This is a genomic window from Chromobacterium sphagni, from assembly GCF_001855575.1.
GTDB classification, from domain to species: Bacteria; Pseudomonadota; Gammaproteobacteria; order Burkholderiales; family Chromobacteriaceae; genus Chromobacterium; species Chromobacterium sphagni.
In genome coordinates this window covers 2,479,892-2,498,048 of record NZ_MKCS01000001.1, presented here as the reverse complement: position 1 = coordinate 2,498,048, position 18,157 = coordinate 2,479,892, and the positions used below count along the sequence as shown (strand labels likewise).

19 protein-coding genes are annotated in these 18,157 nt (G+C 64.9%); 11 read left to right on the top strand and 8 right to left on the bottom strand.

Translation table 11 applies throughout. The features are described from left to right. Positions 1–64 precede the first annotated feature (64 nt). Positions 65–1,498 (top strand): cytochrome c oxidase accessory protein CcoG, encoded by a 1,434-nt coding sequence (gene ccoG / locus BI347_RS11785; RefSeq protein ID WP_071112744.1) that lies wholly within the window; start codon positions 65–67, stop codon positions 1,496–1,498. Positions 1,499–1,501: 3 nt separating this feature from the next. Then, a complete protein-coding gene (locus tag BI347_RS11780) occupies positions 1,502–2,032 on the top strand; it encodes a FixH family protein (RefSeq protein ID WP_071112743.1) in 531 nt (176 codons plus the stop codon). Positions 2,033–2,281: 249 nt separating this feature from the next. Here BI347_RS11780 and BI347_RS11775 read toward each other — a convergent pair whose 3' ends face one another. Both BI347_RS11775 and BI347_RS11770 read right to left on the bottom strand, forming a co-directional pair. Next, the gene (locus tag BI347_RS11775; protein WP_071112742.1) at positions 2,282–2,614 is read right to left on the bottom strand and encodes a hypothetical protein; all 333 of its coding nucleotides are present in this window, start codon (positions 2,612–2,614) and stop codon (positions 2,282–2,284) included. Positions 2,615–2,617: 3 nt separating this feature from the next. Then, entirely contained in the window at positions 2,618–3,100 is a 483-nt protein-coding gene (locus BI347_RS11770; RefSeq protein ID WP_204378032.1) for a YbaK/prolyl-tRNA synthetase associated domain-containing protein, read from the bottom strand. Between the two features lie 137 nt (positions 3,101–3,237). Between BI347_RS11770 and BI347_RS11765 the strand changes: the two genes are divergently transcribed. Next, a complete protein-coding gene (locus BI347_RS11765) occupies positions 3,238–3,456 on the top strand; it encodes a hypothetical protein (RefSeq protein ID WP_139166941.1) in 219 nt (72 codons plus the stop codon). On the opposite strand, the gene BI347_RS11760 is transcribed toward BI347_RS11765, so the two are convergent. Further along, a complete protein-coding gene (locus BI347_RS11760; protein WP_071112740.1) occupies positions 3,431–4,819 on the bottom strand; it encodes a tryptophanase in 1,389 nt (462 codons plus the stop codon). The two genes, BI347_RS11765 and BI347_RS11760, sit on opposite strands and share 26 nt — an antisense overlap. Positions 4,820–5,424: 605 nt before the next feature. Here BI347_RS11760 and BI347_RS11750 point away from each other — a divergent pair. The 5 genes from BI347_RS11750 (at position 5,425) to BI347_RS11730 (ending at position 10,687) form a co-directional block, all read left to right on the top strand. Next, on the top strand, positions 5,425–6,801 hold the full coding sequence (locus BI347_RS11750) for a peptide MFS transporter (protein ID WP_071115927.1): 1,377 nt from the start codon (positions 5,425–5,427) through the stop codon (positions 6,799–6,801). A gap of 135 nt (positions 6,802–6,936) precedes the next feature. Further along, positions 6,937–8,406: an ArnT family glycosyltransferase gene (locus BI347_RS11745; protein ID WP_071115926.1), complete on the top strand. Its 1,470-nt coding sequence runs from the start codon at positions 6,937–6,939 to the stop codon at positions 8,404–8,406. Between the two features lie 17 nt (positions 8,407–8,423). Next, positions 8,424–9,437: a glycosyltransferase family 2 protein gene (locus BI347_RS11740; protein ID WP_071112736.1), complete on the top strand. Its 1,014-nt coding sequence runs from the start codon at positions 8,424–8,426 to the stop codon at positions 9,435–9,437. Further along, complete coding sequence (locus BI347_RS11735) at positions 9,434–9,823, top strand: GtrA family protein (protein ID WP_071112735.1); 390 nt, start codon at positions 9,434–9,436, stop codon at positions 9,821–9,823. Before BI347_RS11740 ends, BI347_RS11735 begins: the two co-directional genes overlap by 4 nt. A gap of 54 nt (positions 9,824–9,877) precedes the next feature. Next, on the top strand, positions 9,878–10,687 hold the full coding sequence (locus BI347_RS11730; protein ID WP_071112734.1) for a ChbG/HpnK family deacetylase: 810 nt from the start codon (positions 9,878–9,880) through the stop codon (positions 10,685–10,687). Between the two features lie 6 nt (positions 10,688–10,693). Here the strand turns inward: BI347_RS11730 and BI347_RS11725 are convergent, their stop codons facing one another. Together BI347_RS11725 and BI347_RS11720 are read right to left on the bottom strand one after the other, a co-directional pair. Then, entirely contained in the window at positions 10,694–11,368 is a 675-nt protein-coding gene (locus BI347_RS11725) for a TIGR01621 family pseudouridine synthase (protein ID WP_071112733.1), read from the bottom strand. A gap of 81 nt (positions 11,369–11,449) precedes the next feature. Beyond that, the gene (locus tag BI347_RS11720; RefSeq protein ID WP_071116401.1) at positions 11,450–11,929 is read right to left on the bottom strand and encodes an acyl-CoA thioesterase; all 480 of its coding nucleotides are present in this window, start codon (positions 11,927–11,929) and stop codon (positions 11,450–11,452) included. Positions 11,930–12,027: 98 nt separating this feature from the next. Between BI347_RS11720 and BI347_RS11715 the strand changes: the two genes are divergently transcribed. Further along, positions 12,028–12,738, top strand: a complete 711-nt coding sequence (locus BI347_RS11715) for a putative metalloprotease CJM1_0395 family protein (RefSeq protein WP_071115925.1) — start codon at positions 12,028–12,030, stop codon at positions 12,736–12,738. Between the two features lie 4 nt (positions 12,739–12,742). Here the strand turns inward: BI347_RS11715 and BI347_RS11710 are convergent, their stop codons facing one another. Further along, positions 12,743–15,118, bottom strand: a complete 2,376-nt coding sequence (locus BI347_RS11710) for a heavy metal translocating P-type ATPase (protein ID WP_239690871.1) — start codon at positions 15,116–15,118, stop codon at positions 12,743–12,745. Positions 15,119–15,198: 80 nt separating this feature from the next. Between BI347_RS11710 and BI347_RS11705 the strand changes: the two genes are divergently transcribed. Further along, on the top strand, positions 15,199–15,705 hold the full coding sequence (locus tag BI347_RS11705) for a Cd(II)/Pb(II)-responsive transcriptional regulator (protein ID WP_071112730.1): 507 nt from the start codon (positions 15,199–15,201) through the stop codon (positions 15,703–15,705). A gap of 72 nt (positions 15,706–15,777) precedes the next feature. Here the strand turns inward: BI347_RS11705 and BI347_RS11700 are convergent, their stop codons facing one another. Together BI347_RS11700 and BI347_RS11695 are read right to left on the bottom strand one after the other, a co-directional pair. Next, complete coding sequence (locus BI347_RS11700) at positions 15,778–16,461, bottom strand: LrgB family protein (protein WP_071115924.1); 684 nt, start codon at positions 16,459–16,461, stop codon at positions 15,778–15,780. Further along, entirely contained in the window at positions 16,451–16,894 is a 444-nt protein-coding gene (locus BI347_RS11695; protein ID WP_071112728.1) for a CidA/LrgA family protein, read from the bottom strand. The genes BI347_RS11700 and BI347_RS11695 overlap by 11 nt, the downstream gene beginning before the upstream one ends. Positions 16,895–16,998: 104 nt before the next feature. On the opposite strand from BI347_RS11695, the gene BI347_RS11690 reads away from it, so the two are divergent. Beyond that, positions 16,999–17,889 carry a LysR family transcriptional regulator gene (locus tag BI347_RS11690; protein ID WP_071112727.1) on the top strand — a complete coding sequence of 297 codons (891 nt, stop codon included), beginning with the start codon at positions 16,999–17,001 and terminating at the stop codon, positions 17,887–17,889. Positions 17,890–18,157: the final 268 nt, after the last annotated feature.

Here is an 18,157-nt window from a genome sequence, read left to right as displayed (position 1 = left end):
GCCAGAGGCTTTGGCAGAACCCATCGCCAGGTGAGTTTCGCCAAATCTTCTTCAGGAAAACGATATGTCAGACTCGTTGAAGAAAATTCCGATCAAGGTTGAAAACCAGGGCAAGGACACGGTAACCGTCCCGCTGTACGAATCGCAGCGGAAAATCTACCCGCGCGCGGTCAAGGGCCTGTTCAACAATTTCCGCATCCTGTTCGTGGTCGCCACCCAGCTGCTGTACCTTGGCCTGCCATGGCTACAATGGAACGGCCGCCAGGCGGTGTTCTTCGACATGGTGAACCGTAAGTTCTACCTGTTCGGCCTCACCGTCTGGCCGCAGGACTTTGTCTACCTGGCTGCGCTGCTGATGTGCTGCGCCTTCGGACTGTTCACCTGGACCACCATCGCCGGCCGGCTGTGGTGCGGCTATTCCTGTCCGCAGACGGTGTACACCGAGATCATGCTGTGGATAGAACAATGGGTGGAAGGCGACCGCGGCAAGCGCATCAAGCTGGATGCCGCTCCGATGAGCCTGGCCAAGCTCAGGCTGAAAACCACCAAGCACGCGCTGATGCTGGCCTTCAGCCTGTGGACCGGCTTCACCCTGGTCGGCTATTTCACGCCGATACGCAGCCTGGTGGCGGCCATCCCCAGCTTCGGCTACGGTCCGTGGGAAACCTTCTGGATGTTCTTCTACGGTGGTTTCACCTATCTGTTCGCGGTATTCATGCGCGAGCAGGTGTGCAAGTACATGTGCCCGTACGCCCGCTTTCAGAGCGTGATGTTCGACGCCGACACCCTGATCATTTCCTATGACGAAGCCCGCGGCGAGGCGCGCGGCGCGCGCAAGAAGGGCGCCGACCCGAAAGAGCTGGGCCTTGGCGATTGCATCAACTGCAGCATCTGCGTGCAGGTATGCCCGGTCGGCATCGACATCCGCAACGGTCTGCAATACGAATGCATAGGCTGCGCCGCCTGCATCGACGCCTGCGACGACGTGATGGACAAGATGAATTACCCGCGCGGCCTGATCCGCTACACCACCGAGAACGCGCTGGAAGGCAAGTATCCGGAAAAGGACATTCCGTCTCGGCTAAGGCGGCCGCGGGTGGTGATGTACGTCCTGGTGCTGGCCATCGTGTTCAGCGCTGCCGTCACCTCTCTGGCGCTGCGCAAGCCATTCAAGGTGGACATCATCCGCGACCGCGCCTCGCTGGTGCGCGAAACCGACGAGGGCTGGCTGGAAAACACCTACATCATCAAGATCATCAACACCACGGAACAAAGCCAGCGATTCAGCATCACAGCCAATGGCCTGCCCGGCATCCGCGCCAAGGCGGAGCAGGCGGAAGTGCGCGTCGGCGCCACCGAAACCGAATCCGTCACCGTGCACGTGGAGGCCGACCCGCAATACGCGACCAAGGGCAGCCACCCCATCCGCTTCGTGATCGAATCCCTCAACCATCCTTCCCTGCGCGTGGAAGAAAAGTCCAGCTTCATCGGAGAGTAACGCATGCAGCACACCGCCCGCCCGCCCCGCCCCTGGTACAAGGAACCCTGGCCGTGGATTCTGTTCGGCATCCCGCTGGCGTCCATCATCGTCGGCATCTTCTTCCTCGCCGCCGCCATCAAGTCGGACGACGGCCTGGTGACCGACGACTACTACAAAAAGGGCAAGGCCATCAATATGGAGCTGCGCCGCGACAAGGCGGCCGACCAGATGGGGCTGTCCGGACAACTGATGCTGGGCAGCGACGGCCGCAGCCTGCGGCTGGTCACCAGCAGCAAGGCGCGGCTGCCGGATACCATCTCGCTGCGCATGATCCACCCGGCGCAGGACGATTTCGACCTGGACGCCGAAATGACCATGGCCGGCCCCAATCTATACCAAGGCATCCTGCCCAAGGCCCCGGTCAACGCCAACCACTGGTATATCCAGTTGGAAGACCACGCCAAGACCTGGCGCATCCAGGGCGAATGGAAACCCGCCGACGGCCCGATGGTGCAGCTGGGCCAGCCGAGGCTGGAGCCGGCCGCCAACTAAGCCGACCATGAAGACGGCCCGCCGACTCGGGCCGCCTTCACTCAGGCCACCATGCGCACCCGGCTGAGTACGCAAGCTACACTAGCCGCGAACGGATGAGAGCCTGCCCAGCTGCGCCGATCCACAGTCAACCATGGCTACCGCGCTGCGCTGCGCGCCGTTGAACGCTATCGGCTGCCTGGACGAGATGGACGTCTATCTGGCGCAGTGCGGCTGGATCGACTTTTCCAGCGTCTGGCTGGAGCCGGGCTAAACGCCTGGCGCAGCGTGGTACGCCAGCCACCAGCTTTCGCGGCAGGCGTTGTCGAAAGTCTTCTGCATCGGCGAAATGCCGGGCGACTCTCCCAACTCCAGCACCTGATAGCCGATCCAGCATTCGGCGCAAGCCAGTTCGCCGGGATAATCGTCCTGCTCCACGCTGCGCTGTATCACCACGCCGTTGGCGAAGCGGTAGACGCATTCCTCCAGACTCACTTCGCAATCGCGCTCGCGCCAGCGTCTGGCGTGTCGCTCGCGCCCGAGAATCCGCGGATTGTCGCCTCCCGCCAAAATGGCGTGCGCGTAAAGAGCCAAAGTCTCCATGACTTACTCCGCAATCGCGCAGATATCGGCCAGCATGGGCTGGGCGAGGCGGCGGTAATCGTCGCCGTTCAGCACAATGGAGGCGTCCAGCCGGCCGGCGTTGAAAGCAATCTCGCCGTAGCGCGCCAGCAACTGCCGGTCCACTACCAGCCGGATGGCGGGATCAAAGCTGAACGGCGGAATCGAACCGATCGCGCAGCCGGTGGCCTGCTCGGCGTCGGCCGCGTCGGCCAGCTTGACCTTGCGCGCGCCCACCGCCGCCGCCACCTTGTTGAAATCGACCCGCTCGTCGCCCGGCAGCACCGCCAGCACGAACTGGCCGGGCGCGTCCCTCACCCGGCACAGCATCGCCTTGGCGCCCTGCCCCACCTCGGTGCCGCGGATTTCCGCCACCTTGTGCGAATTGCCCTCGGCCGGATGCGCAATCACCCGGTAGCGGGCGCCTCCCTCCGCCAACAGCCGCTGCAAACGCTCAAACATGTCCATCCCCTTTCCTCTCCCGGCTATCGTCCGGACCACCCGATAAACATGACGCCGAGCCACCGCAAACACAAGCCGGCCGGCGCCGATATTTTGCCTGCCGCCAGCGCGGCGGCTAGATTGTTGTCCATGCTTCTACGGTGATGCCATCCTCATGGGCGGTGGGGTCGTCGGGCGTGAATATCCTGGAGCCGTGGACCAACCGCGTCAACAGCGGCCAGGTCAACAAACACGCCATCACCATGGCGGCGCAGAACGTCTTCAATACGATAGGCGACGGCGCCTTCAGTATGCGCATCCGCAAGCCGGCCTTCGGCAGCGGGACCGGGCGGGACGCTATGCCGGCCGGAGCCGCGCCATGAAATGGCGCAGTATCGGCGGCTCGTATTCAAACCTCAGGCCCCTGACCGCGCTGGCGCGCTTTTTCACCTCGATCAGGCAGTCGGCGATGTAATCCATATGGTCGTTGGTATACACCCGGCGCGGAATGGTCAGCCGCATCAACTCGAAAGGAGACGGCTCCTGCAGCCCGGTCTCGGGATTGCGCCCCAGCAGCAGGGAACCGATCTCCACCGCCCGTACCCCGCCCTCAAGGTACAGTTCGCACGCCAGCGCATGCGCCGGGAAACGCTCCGGCGGGATCTGCGGCAATAGCCGCGCGGCGTCGACGAACACCGCGTGGCCGCCGGTCGGATACTGGATAGGTACCCCGCCCTCGCGCAGCCTTTCGCCCAGATAAGCCACCTGGGCGATGCGGTAGCGCAGATAGTCTGTATCCAGTCCTTCCCGCAAGCCAATCGCCAGCGCCTCCATGTCCCGCCCCGCCAGCCCGCCGTAGGTGACAAAGCCTTCCATCGGCACGCAGTTCACCTGCACCGCGCGGAACAGCGCCTCGTCGTCCTTGAAACAGCACAGGCCGCCGATGTTCACCAGGCCGTCCTTCTTGGCCGACATGGTGAACATGTCGCCATGGGAGAACATCTCGCGCGCGATGGCGGCGATGTCGCCGCCGGCATAGGCCGGATCGCGTTCGCGGATGAACCAGGCGTTCTCGGCGAAGCGCGCGGCGTCGAGCACCAGCGGAATCCCATTGGCGCGCGCCAGTTCGCCGACAGCGCGGATATTGTCCATCGCCACCGGCTGGCCGCCGGCGCTGTTGCAGGTAATGGTGACGATGATCGCCGCCACATTGGCCGCGCCTTCCCGCGCAATGACGGCAGCCAGCCGCCGCAGGTCGAAATTGCCCTTCCAGTCGTAAGGCGTGGCGGTATCCAGCGCTTGGTCGGTCAGCACATTGGCGGCGCGGGCGCCGGCCATTTCGACATGGGCCTTGGTGGTGTCGAAATGGTAATTGGAAAGGAATAGCGGTTTGTCGCCACGGCAACGCTTCACCAGTTCCGGGAACAGTATCTGCTCTGCGCCGCGGCCCTGATGGGTGGGAATGGTGTGGGCGTAGCCGAACAGCTCCTGCACGGTATCGGCCAGATGGAAGAAGCTGCGGCTGCCGGCATAGGCCTCGTCGCCGGTCATCAGGCCCGCCCATTGCCGGTCCGACATCGCGCCGGTGCCGCTGTCGGTCAGCAGATCGATATACACGTCTTCGGATTTGAGCAGGAAGGGATTCCAACCCGCTTCCTCCAGGGCCTGGCGGCGGTATGGCGGCGTGGTCTGGCGGATGGGTTCCACCATCTTGATGCGGTAGGGCTCGGGTATGCGTCGTGCCATGGTTCGACTCCTGGTGCGCGCGCGGTCCGACTGGCCACAGGCGCGGCCGCGCCGGGAAGACGCAAACGTTCGCATTGCAATGGGTGCGGCAAGGAAGCGGAGCGGGGAAGGCGATCAGGCGTGGGGGAAATCGAACGTCAGGATGATGTCCAGCGTGTACCAGTTGGGGCGCGGGCCCCCGTGCGGGGTCTGCGCCGGGCAGGCATGGGACGGGATGTTCATCGCGGCACCTTGGAAGCCATTGGCGGGAGTCCGGCCCGAATGATGGCTACGGGCCTGTTTGTCAACATAGCGCTGCCCGGCGGCACATTCAACAGCGGAATATCGATACAAAAGACATATTGACCAATCAATTGTATACAGTAAACGATGAACATCATGAATAAAACGCATGGCAATCGGCAAAATCAACTATCAAAATTCATCAAAAAAACAAGGTAAATGCTCTAAATATTACAATGTAATTAATAATTCGCTAAAAAAATTTTCACATCTCAACATTTAGCCGATATGATCTTGCGCTGCCTACAAAATCCAAGGCATACATAAAAAACAACAACATCGCTCGTTAAGTGATGTCTCAAGTCACACAAGGAAAAATCTCTATGTCGACACAATCGCATCCCAGGGGGCTCTACCTGCTCTTTGTGACCGAGATGTGGGAGCGCTTCAGCTACTACGGCATGCGCGCCATCTTCGTGTTGTTCATGCTCAAGGCCCTGTTGTTCGACAAGGCCCACGCCGCCGACATCTACGGCACCTACACCGGCTTGGTGTTTTTCACTCCGCTGATCGGCGGCTACATCGCCGACCGCTACTGGGGCAACCGCCGCTCCATCCTGACTGGCGGCGTGCTGATGGCCATCGGCCAGTTCATGCTGTTCTTCTCCGGCTCTTTGCATGAGACTAATGTCGCCACCGCCTCCTGGCTGCTGTACGGCGGCCTGGGAATGCTGATCGCCGGCAACGGCCTGTTCAAGCCCAACATCTCGTCGATGGTGGGCCAGCTGTATGCGCCGGGCGACAAGCGCGTCGACTCCGCCTTCACCATCTTCTATATGGGCATCAACGCGGGTTCGCTGATCGCGCCGCTGGTTTGCGGCACGCTCGGCGATACCGGCAACCCTGCCGACTTCAAGTGGGGCTTCATGGCAGCCGGCTTCGGCATGCTCCTGTCCTTGGTCATCTTCAGTCTGTTCAAGAACAAGTATCTGGTGACGCCGACCGGCGCGCCTATCGGCCTGGCGCCCAAGCGCCATCACGACAGCGGCGAGAAAGTGGTACACACGCCGCTGACCAACGTCGAGAAGCAGCGGCTGGCGGTGATCCTGATCGTGTCCGCCTTCGTGATCTTCTTCTGGTCCGCCTTCGAACAGGCAGGCGCCTCGCTGACCTTCTTCGCCGAAGAACAGACCAACCGCAACCTGCTGGGCTTCACCGTGCCGGCATCCTACTTCCAGTCCATCAATCCGATCTCGGTGGTGATCTTCGCGCCGCTGTTCGCCTGGATCTGGACCAAGCTGGGCAACAAGGGCATGGAGCCGGCGTCGCCGACCAAAATGGCGCTGGGCCTGTTCTTCCTGGCCATCGGCTATCTGGTGATCGCCTTCGGCGTCGACGGCCTGCAGCCCGGCGTCAAGGTGAGCATGCTGTGGCTGGTCAGCCTGTACATGCTGCACACCTTCGGCGAGCTGTGCCTGTCGCCTATCGGCCTGTCGCTGGTGGTGAAACTGTCGCCTGCCCGCTTCACCGGCCTGATGATGGGGGTCTGGTTCCTCTCCTCCGCCGCAGCCAACAAGTTCGCCGGCACGCTGTCGGAACTGTATCCGGACCCGACCAAACCGGTGCCGCATTTCCTGGGCTACGCCATCAACAATCTGCACGACTTCTTCATGCTGTTCGTGCTGATGGCCGGCGCCAGCTCCCTGGTGCTGTTTGCGCTGGCCTCGGTGCTGAAAAAGATGATGCACGGCCGCCAATAAGCCCGCGACGCTGCAGACAGAACGCCACCTCCTCCCCGAGGTGGCGTTTTTGCGTCCGCGCCGGGAAGACGCGGCCAGCGGTCTGTGATAGCCTTGCCGCGAACCGAACATTCAGCTTTGACAACAAGACTCTGCATGAAAAACGCTGCAACCTCCTCCTGGAAAAAAACCGCCGGCTATGTGCTGCTGGCGCTGCTGGCCATCCGCCTGCTGGCGCTGTGGGCGATCCCGCTCACCGACACCACCGAGGCGCGCTACGCCGAAATCGCCCGCAAGATGCTGGAAACCGGCAACTGGGTGACGCCGCTGCACGACTACGGTGTGCCGTTCTGGGCCAAACCGCCGCTGTCCACCTGGCTGTCCGCCGCCAGCATGGGCTTGTTCGGCGTCAACGAGCTGGCCGCGCGCCTGCCCGCCCTGCTGCTGTCCTTGGCCGCGCTGTGGCTGACCGCTGGCCTGATGCGCCGCCGCCATGGCGGCGAAGCCGCGCTGGCGACCACGCTGCTATTGGGCGGCGGACTATTGTTCTACGGCGCGGCCGGCACGGTGATGACCGACCCCTCGCTGCTGTTTTGCGTCACGCTGAGCCAGGTGGCGTTCTGGCACGCGATGCAGGGCGGCGGCCGCGCTTGGCGCTACGCCTTCTTCGCCGGCCTGGGCCTGGGAATGCTGGCAAAGGGCCCGCTGGCGGTGGTGCTGGTGGGCATGCCCATCTTCTTCTGGGTACTGATCCGCAACCAGTGGAAAGCCCTGTGGCGCGAGCTGCCGTGGATTTCCGGCACGCTGCTGGTTGCCGCCGTCGCGCTGCCCTGGTATGTCTGGGCGGAAATCCGCACGCCGGGCTTCCTCAACTACTTCATCATGGGCGAACACGTCAGCCGCTTCCTTGACTCCGGCTGGAAGGGCGACAAGTACGGCTTCGCCCACGCCACGCCGCGCGGCATGATCTGGCCGTACGCCTTCGGCGCCCTGTTCCCCTGGTCACTGGCGATGCTGGTCTGGCTGGCCCGCAATGTCCGCCGCCTGCCGGCCCTGTGCCGCGGCGGCAGCGACGACGGCTGGCTGCTGTACCTCGCGCTGTGGACGCTGATGACGCTGCTGTTCTTCACTCTGTCCGGCAATATCATCTTCCCGTATTCGCTGCCGATGCTGCCCGGCGCCGCCCTGCTGATGGCGGAGCTATGGCAACGCGGCCGCGGTCCATCCTCCGGCTCCGCATTGCCCTGGCTGGCCATGGTCTCGGGCATCCTGATACTGGTGGCCGTCGGCCTACAGTGGCACGATGGCGCGCGCTATTTCCGCACCCAGAAGCCGGTGATCGCCGCCTGGAAGCAACAGCAGCCTCAGTCCGACGCCATCCTGATCTACTGGGACAGCCGCCGCGAGTTCTCGGCCGAGTTCTACAGCCAAGGCAAGGTGCGCACCACCGCCAAGCCCGAGGCATTGGCAGCGCTGCTGGCATCCCATCCAGGCAGCTTCATCGCCACCGAGCAGCGCGACTACGCCAGCCTGCCCGCGCCCATCGCCGCCGATTACGCCAGGGCGGGCGAATTCGCGGTGATGAAGGACCACATGCTGCTGCTGCGCCCCGCCGGCAGCAACTGAACGCCCAGGACCGAACCATGACCGACACTCGCCAACCCGGCTTCGTCCCGCCCTATCTGCTTGAGCTGCACGCCGCCGAGCGTCCGCTCGACCCGCTGGTCAGCTGCATCATCCCGGCCTACAACGAGTCGGAAAACATCGTGCCGATGCTGGAGACGCTGCACCGGCTGCTGAAGCAGCACAATCTGCGCCACGAACTGGTGGTGGTGGACGACGGCAGCCGCGACGACACCGTGCCCAAGGTGCTGGAGGCCGGTCAACGGCTACCGGTGACGCTGATCCAGCTGTCGCGCAATTTCGGCAAGGAGATCGCCCTCACCGCCGGCATAGACAACATCGCCGGCGACGTGGCGGTGCTGATAGACGGCGACTTCCAGCACCCGCCGGAAATGGTGCCGGTGTTCCTGGAGAAGTGGCGCGAAGGCTACGACATGGTGTACAGCGTGCGCGCCAACCGCGACAACGAAACACTGGCCAAGCGCGCCTTCACCCGCGTGTTCTACGCGCTGCTCAACAGCGGCGCGCCGCTGAAGATTCCGGAAAACACCCAGGATTTCCGCGTGCTGGACCGCAGCATCCTGGATGCGCTGCGCCAGATGCCGGAGCGCAACCGCTTCATGAAGGGCCTGTACAACTGGGTGGGCTTCACCCAGCTGGCGATGGAAACCCAAACTCAGCAGCGCCGCGCCGGCAAGAGCAGCTTCAACTTCCGCAGCCTGCTCGGCCTGGGCCTGACCGGCCTGACCGCCTTCTCCAATATGCCGCTGCGCATCTGGACACTGGTCGGCTGCGTCATCTCGATGCTGTCGATAGGCTACGCCATCTGGGAGTTCATCCACACCATGCTGTACGGCAACCCGGTCAGCGGCTGGCCGACGCTGGCGGTGGCGGTCACCTTCCTGGGCGGCGTGCAATTGTTGTCGATAGGGATATTGGGCGAATACGTCGGCCGCATCTTCAACGAGGTGAAGGGCCGCCCCACCTATCTGATCAGCCGCATCAGCAAGCCGCGGGATGGCCAGCGGGCATGACGCGGCAACTGTTCTGGTTCGGCGTGGTGGGGGTGTCGGCGATGCTGCTGCACTTCATGCTGGTGGCGCTGGTGATGGTGCCGCTGGGCCTGCCGCCGCTCCTCGCCAACGCGCTGGCCTTCCTGGCGGCGTTCCAGCTCAGCTACTGGGGCCATCGCCGTTTCACCTTCGAGGCAGGCCACGTGCCACACCGCCAGGCGCTGCCGCGCTTCTTCGGCGTGTCCTGCCTGAGCTTCTGCGTCAACGAGGCGATGTACTTCCTGCTGCTGCGCTTCAGCGCGCTGGATTACCGGCTGTCGCTGTGCATCGTGCTGTTCAGCGTGGCGGTGCTCACCTTCCTGCTGGGCAAGCTGTGGGCCTTCGCCTCCGCCCCTCAAACAAATTAACGCCTGGCATGCCGGATCACTAAACTTTCCGGCACGCCGCTGGTCGTACTGTTCATGACAAAACGATTGACACTCTGCGCCGACGACTTCGCCCAGTCCGGCAGCATCAGCGCCGGCATCCTGCAATTGCTGGACGCCGGGCGCCTGTCCGCCACCAGCGTGATGAGCCAGTCGCCGCACTGGCCGGCGCTGGCCGGCGATCTGAAAGCCCGCGCGCGCCGCGCCGACATCGGCCTGCACTTCAATCTGACCCACGGCTTCGACACGCCGGCCAAGCCGCTGTCGCACTGGTTGATGAAGAGCCAGTTGCGCCAGCTGTCGCAGCCGGCGTTGCGGGACGAGGCGCTATCGCAGATCGACCGCTTCGCCGAACACTTCGGCCAGCTGCCGGATTTTGTCGATGGCCACCAGCATGTGCACGCGCTGCCGGTGATACGCGACGCCTTGTTCGACGCCATTCTGCGGCGCTGGCCGCAGGGTCAGCGGCCCTATCTGCGCGCGCCGGACAAGCTGGGCCACCCCGGCGACAACCGGCTCAAGTCGCTGATCCTGCGTAGCGTCTGCATCAATTTCAACGAACAGGCGCAGGAGCACGGCTTCGCCACCGCGCCATGGTTCGGCGGCATGTATTCGCTCAGCCCGCAGGCCGACTTCGCCGGACTGATGCAGGCTTGGCTGGCCCGCGCGCCGGACCAGGCGCTGATCATGTGCCATCCCGGCCTGCCGGCGAGCGATGCCGAAGACCCGATCGCCGCCAGCCGCAGCCGCGAGTTCGACTACCTGATCAGCGACGCCTTCGGCGAGCACTGCCGCCGGCACCAGGTGGAAATCGGCCGCTTCCAGCCGGCCGCCGTCGCCGCCTGAGGCCGATCAGGCCCTGGGCCAGGACAGCTCCCACGGCGCTGACAGGGTGTCCAGCAGCTGCCGGCAGGCTGCGCCGGTGAAATGCTCCCCCTGCCGCGGCGGGCAGACGAAGCGGAAATCTTCGCCATCCAGGCTGAAACGCAGCGCGTAGGCGTGCAGATAGCCGCGGTCGGCCGCGCTGCCGCCATAGAGAACATCCCCGAGTATCGGCGCGCCCTGCGATTTGAGCGCCACCCGCAGCTGGTGGGTTTTGCCGGTGCGCGGCCGCAGCAGAAACAGCCTCACGCCCGGCTGCAGCGAGTAGCTGAAAAACTGAGTGAGCGCCGGATTGTCCTGGCTGGCCAACAGGCGCCACGCCCCGCCGCGCCCCTTGGCCATGTCGCCGCTCACCCTGCCCTGCTTCTTCAGCGGCTTGCGGTCGGACAGCGCCAGATAGTATTTCTCCACCTCGCGGCCGGCCAGCGCCTCGCCCAACTGCCGAGCGGTTTCGGCCGAGCGCGCCACCAGAATCAGCCCGGACGTGATGCGGTCCAGCCGGTGCACCGGCCACAGCGCCGCGTCGCCCAGCCCGGCGCGCAGCGCATCCATCAGGCCGTCCTCCTCGCCTTCGCGGTGGAAGCCGACGCCGGCATGCTTGTCGACCAGGTAAAAGCGGGGATCTTGGTGTATCAGGGTATACATGGGAGGGGAAGGCGGAAAGGCAAACGCCGATTGTAGACCAGGCCCCGCCTCCGGAACAGGCCGGCGGCGGAGCCTCCCGGCCTAGCCTATGGCGTCCTTGCGCTGCTGCATCTCGATGCGCAGTTGCTTGCGCATTTCCGCGCCGCGGAAACGCCGCTGCTGGTCCGGCGTATCCAGCGCCAGGGGCGGCACCACCACCGCCTTGCCGTCCTCGAACGCCACCATGGTGAAATAGCAGCTGTTGGTGTGCCGCTGGCTGCGCTGCTGGATGTTTTCCGCCACCACCTTGATGCCAACCTCCATCGAGGTGCGGCCGACATGGTTGACGCTGGCGAAGAAAGTCACCAGCTCGCCGACATGGATCGCCTGCTTGAACAGCACCTGATCCACCGACAAGGTCACCACATAGCGGCCGGCGTAGCGGCTGGCACAGGCGTAAGCCACCTGGTCCAGCAGCTTCAGCAGCACGCCGCCGTGCACGTTGCCGGAAAAATTGGCCATGTCCGGCGTCATCAATACCGACATCACCAGCTCGCGCTGTCCCTGCGCCTGTTCATTCATTTCGTTCTCCAGCATGATTTCCATGCGGACATTCTGCCACGCGCGCTGGAATAGCGGGCAAGCGCTTCTATACTGAAATGTTAGAAGGAAATCCGGCCATGTCCATTTCCAGCGTAGCCAGCGCCGGCGGCAGTTACGGCATCAGCATGCACGGCCCCAATTGCCAATGCCCTGCCTGCCAGCAATTGCGCGCCCAGGCGGCCAGCATCCCCACCACATCCAGCGGCGGCAACGATAGCTCCGGCAGCCAGGCCGTGGCCGGCGGCAGCGCCAGCGGCAAAAGCGGCAACGACGCCGGTTCAGGCTCCAGCGGCGGCAACGGCGCGCAGAACAGCAATCCCGCGACGCCCAAAACCCCGGACGGCAAGCCGCTGAACGCCGACCAGCAAAAACAGGTGGCAGAACTGAAGGCGCGCGACACCGACGTGCGCCGCCACGAAGCCGCCCACCAGGCGGCTGGCGGCGCGCTGGCGGGCGCGGCCAGCTTCACCTATGAACAGGGGCCTGACGGCAAGCAGTATGCGATAGGCGGCGAAGTCAGCATACGGGTCAGCCAGGGCAATACCCCGCAGGAAACCATCCAGAACGCCCAGACGGTGCGCACCGCGGCTCTGGCGCCGGTCGACCCGTCCGGCCAGGACCGCGCGGTGGCGGCGGAGGCCTCGCAGATGGAACAGCAGGCGCGGATGCAGCTGCTGCAGCAGCAAAGCGGCAACCCAAACCTCAGTCCGCTGCAGAAGGCCCAGCAGGCCAGCTCCCCGTCGGACAGCCAGACCAAGCCCGGACAGAACGTGGACACCTACGCCTGAATCCTCAGGCCTTCACCTTGCCGGCCAGCCGCAGGCCGTTGCCGATCACGATCAGGCTGGTGCCGACATCGGCGAACACCGCCATCCACAGACTGGCGATGCCCAGCATGGCCAAGACGAAAAACAGCAGCTTGATACCCAGCGCGATGGCGATATTGGCCTTCAGCACCCGCGCGGCGCGGCGCGCGTGAGAGATCAGGTCGGCCAGCCGTGACAGCTTGTCGTCCATCAGCGCCACGCCCGCCGTCTCCAGCGCGCTGTCGGAACCGGCCGCGCCCATCGCGATGCCCAGATCGGCGCGGGCCAGCGCCGGCGCGTCGTTGACGCCGTCGCCCACCATCGCCACCTTGCCGCTCTGCTGCAGGCGCTCGATATGGCGCAACTTGTCCTGCGGCAGCAGGCCGCCGTGAGCCGCGCCGACGCCGGTCAGCCTGGCCACCGCCTGCGCCACCTGTGGGCTGTCGCCGCTGAGCATCACCGTCCCCACACCCATAGCGTTCAGCCGGGTGATGGTGGCGGCCGCTTCCGGCCGCACCTTGTCGGCCACTGCCAGCACGCCCAACGCCTGGTCGCCCTCCAGCAGCACCAGCGCGCCCTCGCCGGCCACCTCCAGCGCCTGCAGCGTCTGCTCCAGCAGCGGCGACAGCGCGCCCTGCTCGTCCGCCAGACGACGGCTGCCCAGCTGCAGATGGCGCCCCGCCACCTTGCCGCTGACGCCGCGTCCTATCAGTTCGCTCACCTCGCGGGATTCCGGCGCGCGGATGCCGCGCTGCGCGGCGGCATCCAACACCGCGCGGGCCAAGGGGTGGGTGGAATGGCTGTCCAGCGCCGCCGCCCAGGCCAGCACCGTGTTCTCGTCATTGCCCGCCAGCGGCATCACCCGCGTCAGGCTGGGCTGGCCCAGCGTCAACGTGCCGGTCTTGTCCAGGCATACCGTGTCTATGCTCGCCGCCATCTCCAGTGGCGCGCCGCCCTTCACCAGCAGGCCATGGTGCGCGGCGGAAGCCAGCGCGCTCACCACCGTCACCGGGGTGGCGATCACCAGCGCGCACGGGCAGGCGATCACCAACATCACCAGCGCGCTGTAGATGGCCTGGTGCCAGAGCATGAAGCCCAGCGTCGGCGCCAGCAGCGCGAACAGGATGGCCAACGCCAGCACCACCGGAGTGTAGCCGGCGGCGAAGCGGTCGATGAAGCGCTGGGTGGGCGCCTTGCTGGCCTGCGCGTCGCGCACGGTGGCGATGATGCGCGACAGCACCGAGCCGGAAGCCGCGGCGCCGGTCTCCACCTCCACCACGCCGGCGCCGTTGATGCTGCCGGCAAATACCGTGTCTCGCGGCCCCTTGTCCTTGGGCAGGCTCTCGCCGGTGATCGGCGCCTCGTCAAAGCTGCTGTGGCCGCTGACGATGCTGCCGTCCAGCGGCACCCGCTCGCCCGGACGTACGCGGATGCGGCTGCCCACCGCCACCTCGGCCGCCGCCACTTCGCGCCAGCCGTCGCCGCTGGCCACCCAGGCGGTTTCCGGCGCCAGCGCCATCAGCGCCCGCACCGCCTCGCCGGCGCGCGACAGCGACATCGCCTCCAGCCTTTCCGCGATGGAAAACAGGAACAACACCATCGCCGCTTCCGGCCACTGGCCGATCAGCATCGCGCCCATCACCGCCACCGACATCAGGAAATGGATGTTCAAGGTGCGGCTGGACAGCGCGATCCAGCCCTTTTTCAGGGTGGGAATGCCGCCCAGCAGGATGGATGCCAGCGCCAGGCCCGCCACCAGCGGCTGGCCGTCGCCCAGGCTCCAGGCCGCCCCCTCGGCAGCCGCCGCGGTCAGGCCGGACAGGACCAGCAGCAGGTTGGCGCGGCGCGAAGCCACCACCGGGGCCGCGGCCTGCTCGCCGCCAGTCAGCTCCACCGCCTGCATGCCCACCTTGGCGATGGCGCGCTTGACCTCGTCCAGGTGCGGCAGGTCGTGCTGCAACAGCAGCACCCGCTCGATGAAATTGAATTCCAGCGCCACCACGCCGTCGATGCCGGACAGCGCCTTCTCGATCAGCCTGGCTTCGGTCGGGCAGTCCATCGCCTGGATCTGCAGCCGCGAATGATGGGCGCCGGCGCCCTGGCCCAACTTCACCCGGCCGGGCAGGGCGGAACCGCTGCAGGACGCGGCGTGAGCATGGTCATGGCGGTGATCGTGCGCATGGCCATGGCGGTCTTCGCCATGCCCCCCCCCGCAAGCGTGGCCATGCCGGTGCGCATCGGCCGGCGCCAGCCCCAGCTGGGACTCCGCCCGCACCGCGCAGCAATCTCCTCCGCCAGCTTTGTGTCCGGCGTGGTGTTCGTGCGGTTTCATCGGCTTGCGGTAACGCGTCGCGCTTGACATATGCGCCTCCATTGATAGTCTGGGCACATTGCACACCCTGAAGTGACTACAGGGTCAAGCGGATTGGATAGGGAGGCATCATGTTGATCGGAGAACTGTCGCGCCAGACCGGCTGCGAAGTGGAAACCATACGCTACTACGAGCGCGAGGGACTGCTGTCCGAGCCGCAGCGCTCCGCCTCCGGCTACCGCCGCTACACCGCGGAGCAGCTGGGCGAGTTGAACTTCATCCTGCACTGCCGCTCGCTGGGCATGTCGCTGGCCGACATCCGCAATCTGGCGGCGTTCAAGGCCGACCACCAGCACGACTGCGAAGACATCAACCAGCTGATAGACCAGCAGATCGCCAAGGTGCATCAGCAGGTGGAAGCGCTGCGGCTGCTGGAACAGCAGTTGTTGGCGCTGCGCGACAAATGCCACGACAGCCATCCGGCCGCTGATTGCGGCATTTTGCAGACACTAGTGGAAGCGGCCGAAGGCTCGCCCTGCGTCTGCCACACGCCGTTCGGCCAGGACAACCATGGCCACAGCCACGACTTCGACCACGCGGGCAAAAAAAATGGCCGACCCCACAAGGGCCGGCCCTAATCAACGCTCGTTTTGGGGAGGAGAAACCCACCGGCCACCACCCCACCGGCGGCCAGCTCACAACAAGAACCGTTAAATCCAATATCCAATCAAGGGCGCGGCGAACACCGTGGCCACGCCGGCCAGCATCATGGTGAGGCTGGCCACCACGCCCTCTTCCGCTCCCAGCTCAGCGGCCTTGGCGGTGCCGGCCGCATGGGCCGCAGCGCCGAACAAGGCGCCGCGGGCAAGCGTAGAACGCACAGGCAGCACCGCCAGCAGCAGCTGTCCCACCATCATGCCGAACACCCCGGTCACCACCACGAACAAGGCGGTGAGGTCGGACGAGCCGCCCAAGGTGTGCGAAGCCGCCAGCGCGAACGGCGTGCTGATCGAACGCGGCGCCAGGCTTTTCTGCGTCAGTTCGGACAGATCCAGCCAGCGCGCCAGCCACACTGAGCTAAACACCGCCACCGGCACCGCCGCCAACACGCCGCAGCCCAGCGACAGCCAATGCTTGCGGATCAGCGTGCGCTGCTCGTAGATCGGTATCGCGAAAGCCACCGTCGCCGGCCCCAACAACCAGGTCAACCAGCGGGTATCGGCGAAATAGGTGTGGTAGGGCACGCGGGCCAACACCACCAGGCCGATCACCAGCAGCGGCACCGCCAGTATCGGTGTGCTCCACCAGCTGCGGGTTCTCAGGTAATACTTTTTCACCAGCCCGTACAGCACCACTGTGAGTACGAACGAGACCAATGCAATTTCATGCTCCATGGACTTCCGCCTTCAGCTGCGCCTGGCGATTGCTGCGGCGGCGCCGCAACATCAGTTCCAGTCGGTAGCAGCGGTCCACCACCAGCGCAGTCACCGCCATCACCAGCACGGTGGACAGCGCGATCACCAGCACGATGCGCGGCCCGGAACTCAACACCAGCTGCGGATACTGCACCACCGCCACCACGGCGGGAATGAAGAACAGCAGCATCTCAGCCAGCAGCCAGCGCGCGCCGTGCTTGAACCATGTCAGCGGCAACAGGCGCGACCACAACCCGGCCAGCACCAACAGCATGCCCAGTACGCCGGCCGGCATGACGGGCAGGAAACGCTGGCTCAGCTGGCTGGCCGCCAGCCACACCAGACTCAGCAGCAACACCTGGCTGAAGGTCTGCAGCAAGGGCGCGAGGCGGTGAAACAGGCGGCTGGCCATGATCGGCTTCCATCAAAACTTAGGAGTTGTGCAAAGTATAACCAGCCGGCATTCATTCTAAAAATGAATTAAAATTATCGATATGATTCCAAATAGGAATGCACATGGACATCCGCGCGCTGCGTTACTTTGTCGAACTGGTGAAATGCCAAAGCTTCACCAAAGCCGCCGAGGCGCTGTTCGTCACCCAGCCCACCATCAGCAAGATGGTGAAGCAGCTGGAGGAGGAGCTGGGCATGCCGCTGATCCTGCGCGAAGGCCGCAGCTTCCGCCTGACCGACGCCGGCCGCGTCACCTACGAGCGCGGCCTGGACGTGCTGTCGGCGATGAACCAGCTCAAGCACGAGCTGGCCGACCTGGCCTCGCTCAGCAGCGGCGAGCTGGTGGTGGGTTTGCCGCCCATGGTGGGCGTGGCCTTCTTCGCGCCGGTGGTCAGCCATTTCCGCCGCCGCTACCCGCAGATCGAGCTGAAAATGGTGGAAGACGGCGCGCTGGGGATAGAAAGCCGCATCAGGAGCGGCGATCTGGAAATCGGCGTGGCGGTGCTGCCGGTGGACAGTCAGGTGTTCGACCACTACTCGGTGGTGCGCGACCCGCTGTGCCTGGTGGCGCCGGCCGGCTCGCGCTGGCATGGCCGCTCGCTGGTGCAGCTGACCGACATCGCCGACCAGCCGCTGGTGCTGTATCCGGACGACTTCACCCTCAGCCGCCGCATCGGCGACGCCTTCCGCGAGCTGGGCAAGCCGCTGAACATCGTCGGCCGCAGCGCGCACTGGGACTTCATCGTGGAGCTGGTGGCGGCCAATCTGGGCATCACCCTGCTGCCGCGCTGCATCGTCAGCCGCCTGAATCCGGAGCAATACGACGTGATCCCGCTGTACGACCCCAAGCTGTACTGGCATCTGGCGCTGATCTGGCAGCGCGGCGGCTACCTGTCGCACGCGGCGCGCGCTTGGCTGGCGTTGACGCGGGACGTGCTGGGCGGGCAGGAATAGGAAGAAATCGCGTCATTGGAAAAGCTAAATGGCTGGCATGGTCAGTCAGCCGCCACCAGTGCCCCGACCCGTGCCGGTAAACCGGGATTCTCGGGATGCGGCGGCCACCTAGGGTTGCAAGGGAGCTGACGGGACAGCTCCCTTGCCCGCCCGGCGGACGGAACCGCCGTGTAAATCATCGTCCGCGCAGCGAACTCCACCCTGGTTTGAAAACAGAACGAAAAATGCCCTGCACCCGAAATCGGTTAATGGCATGGCAATGCGTTAA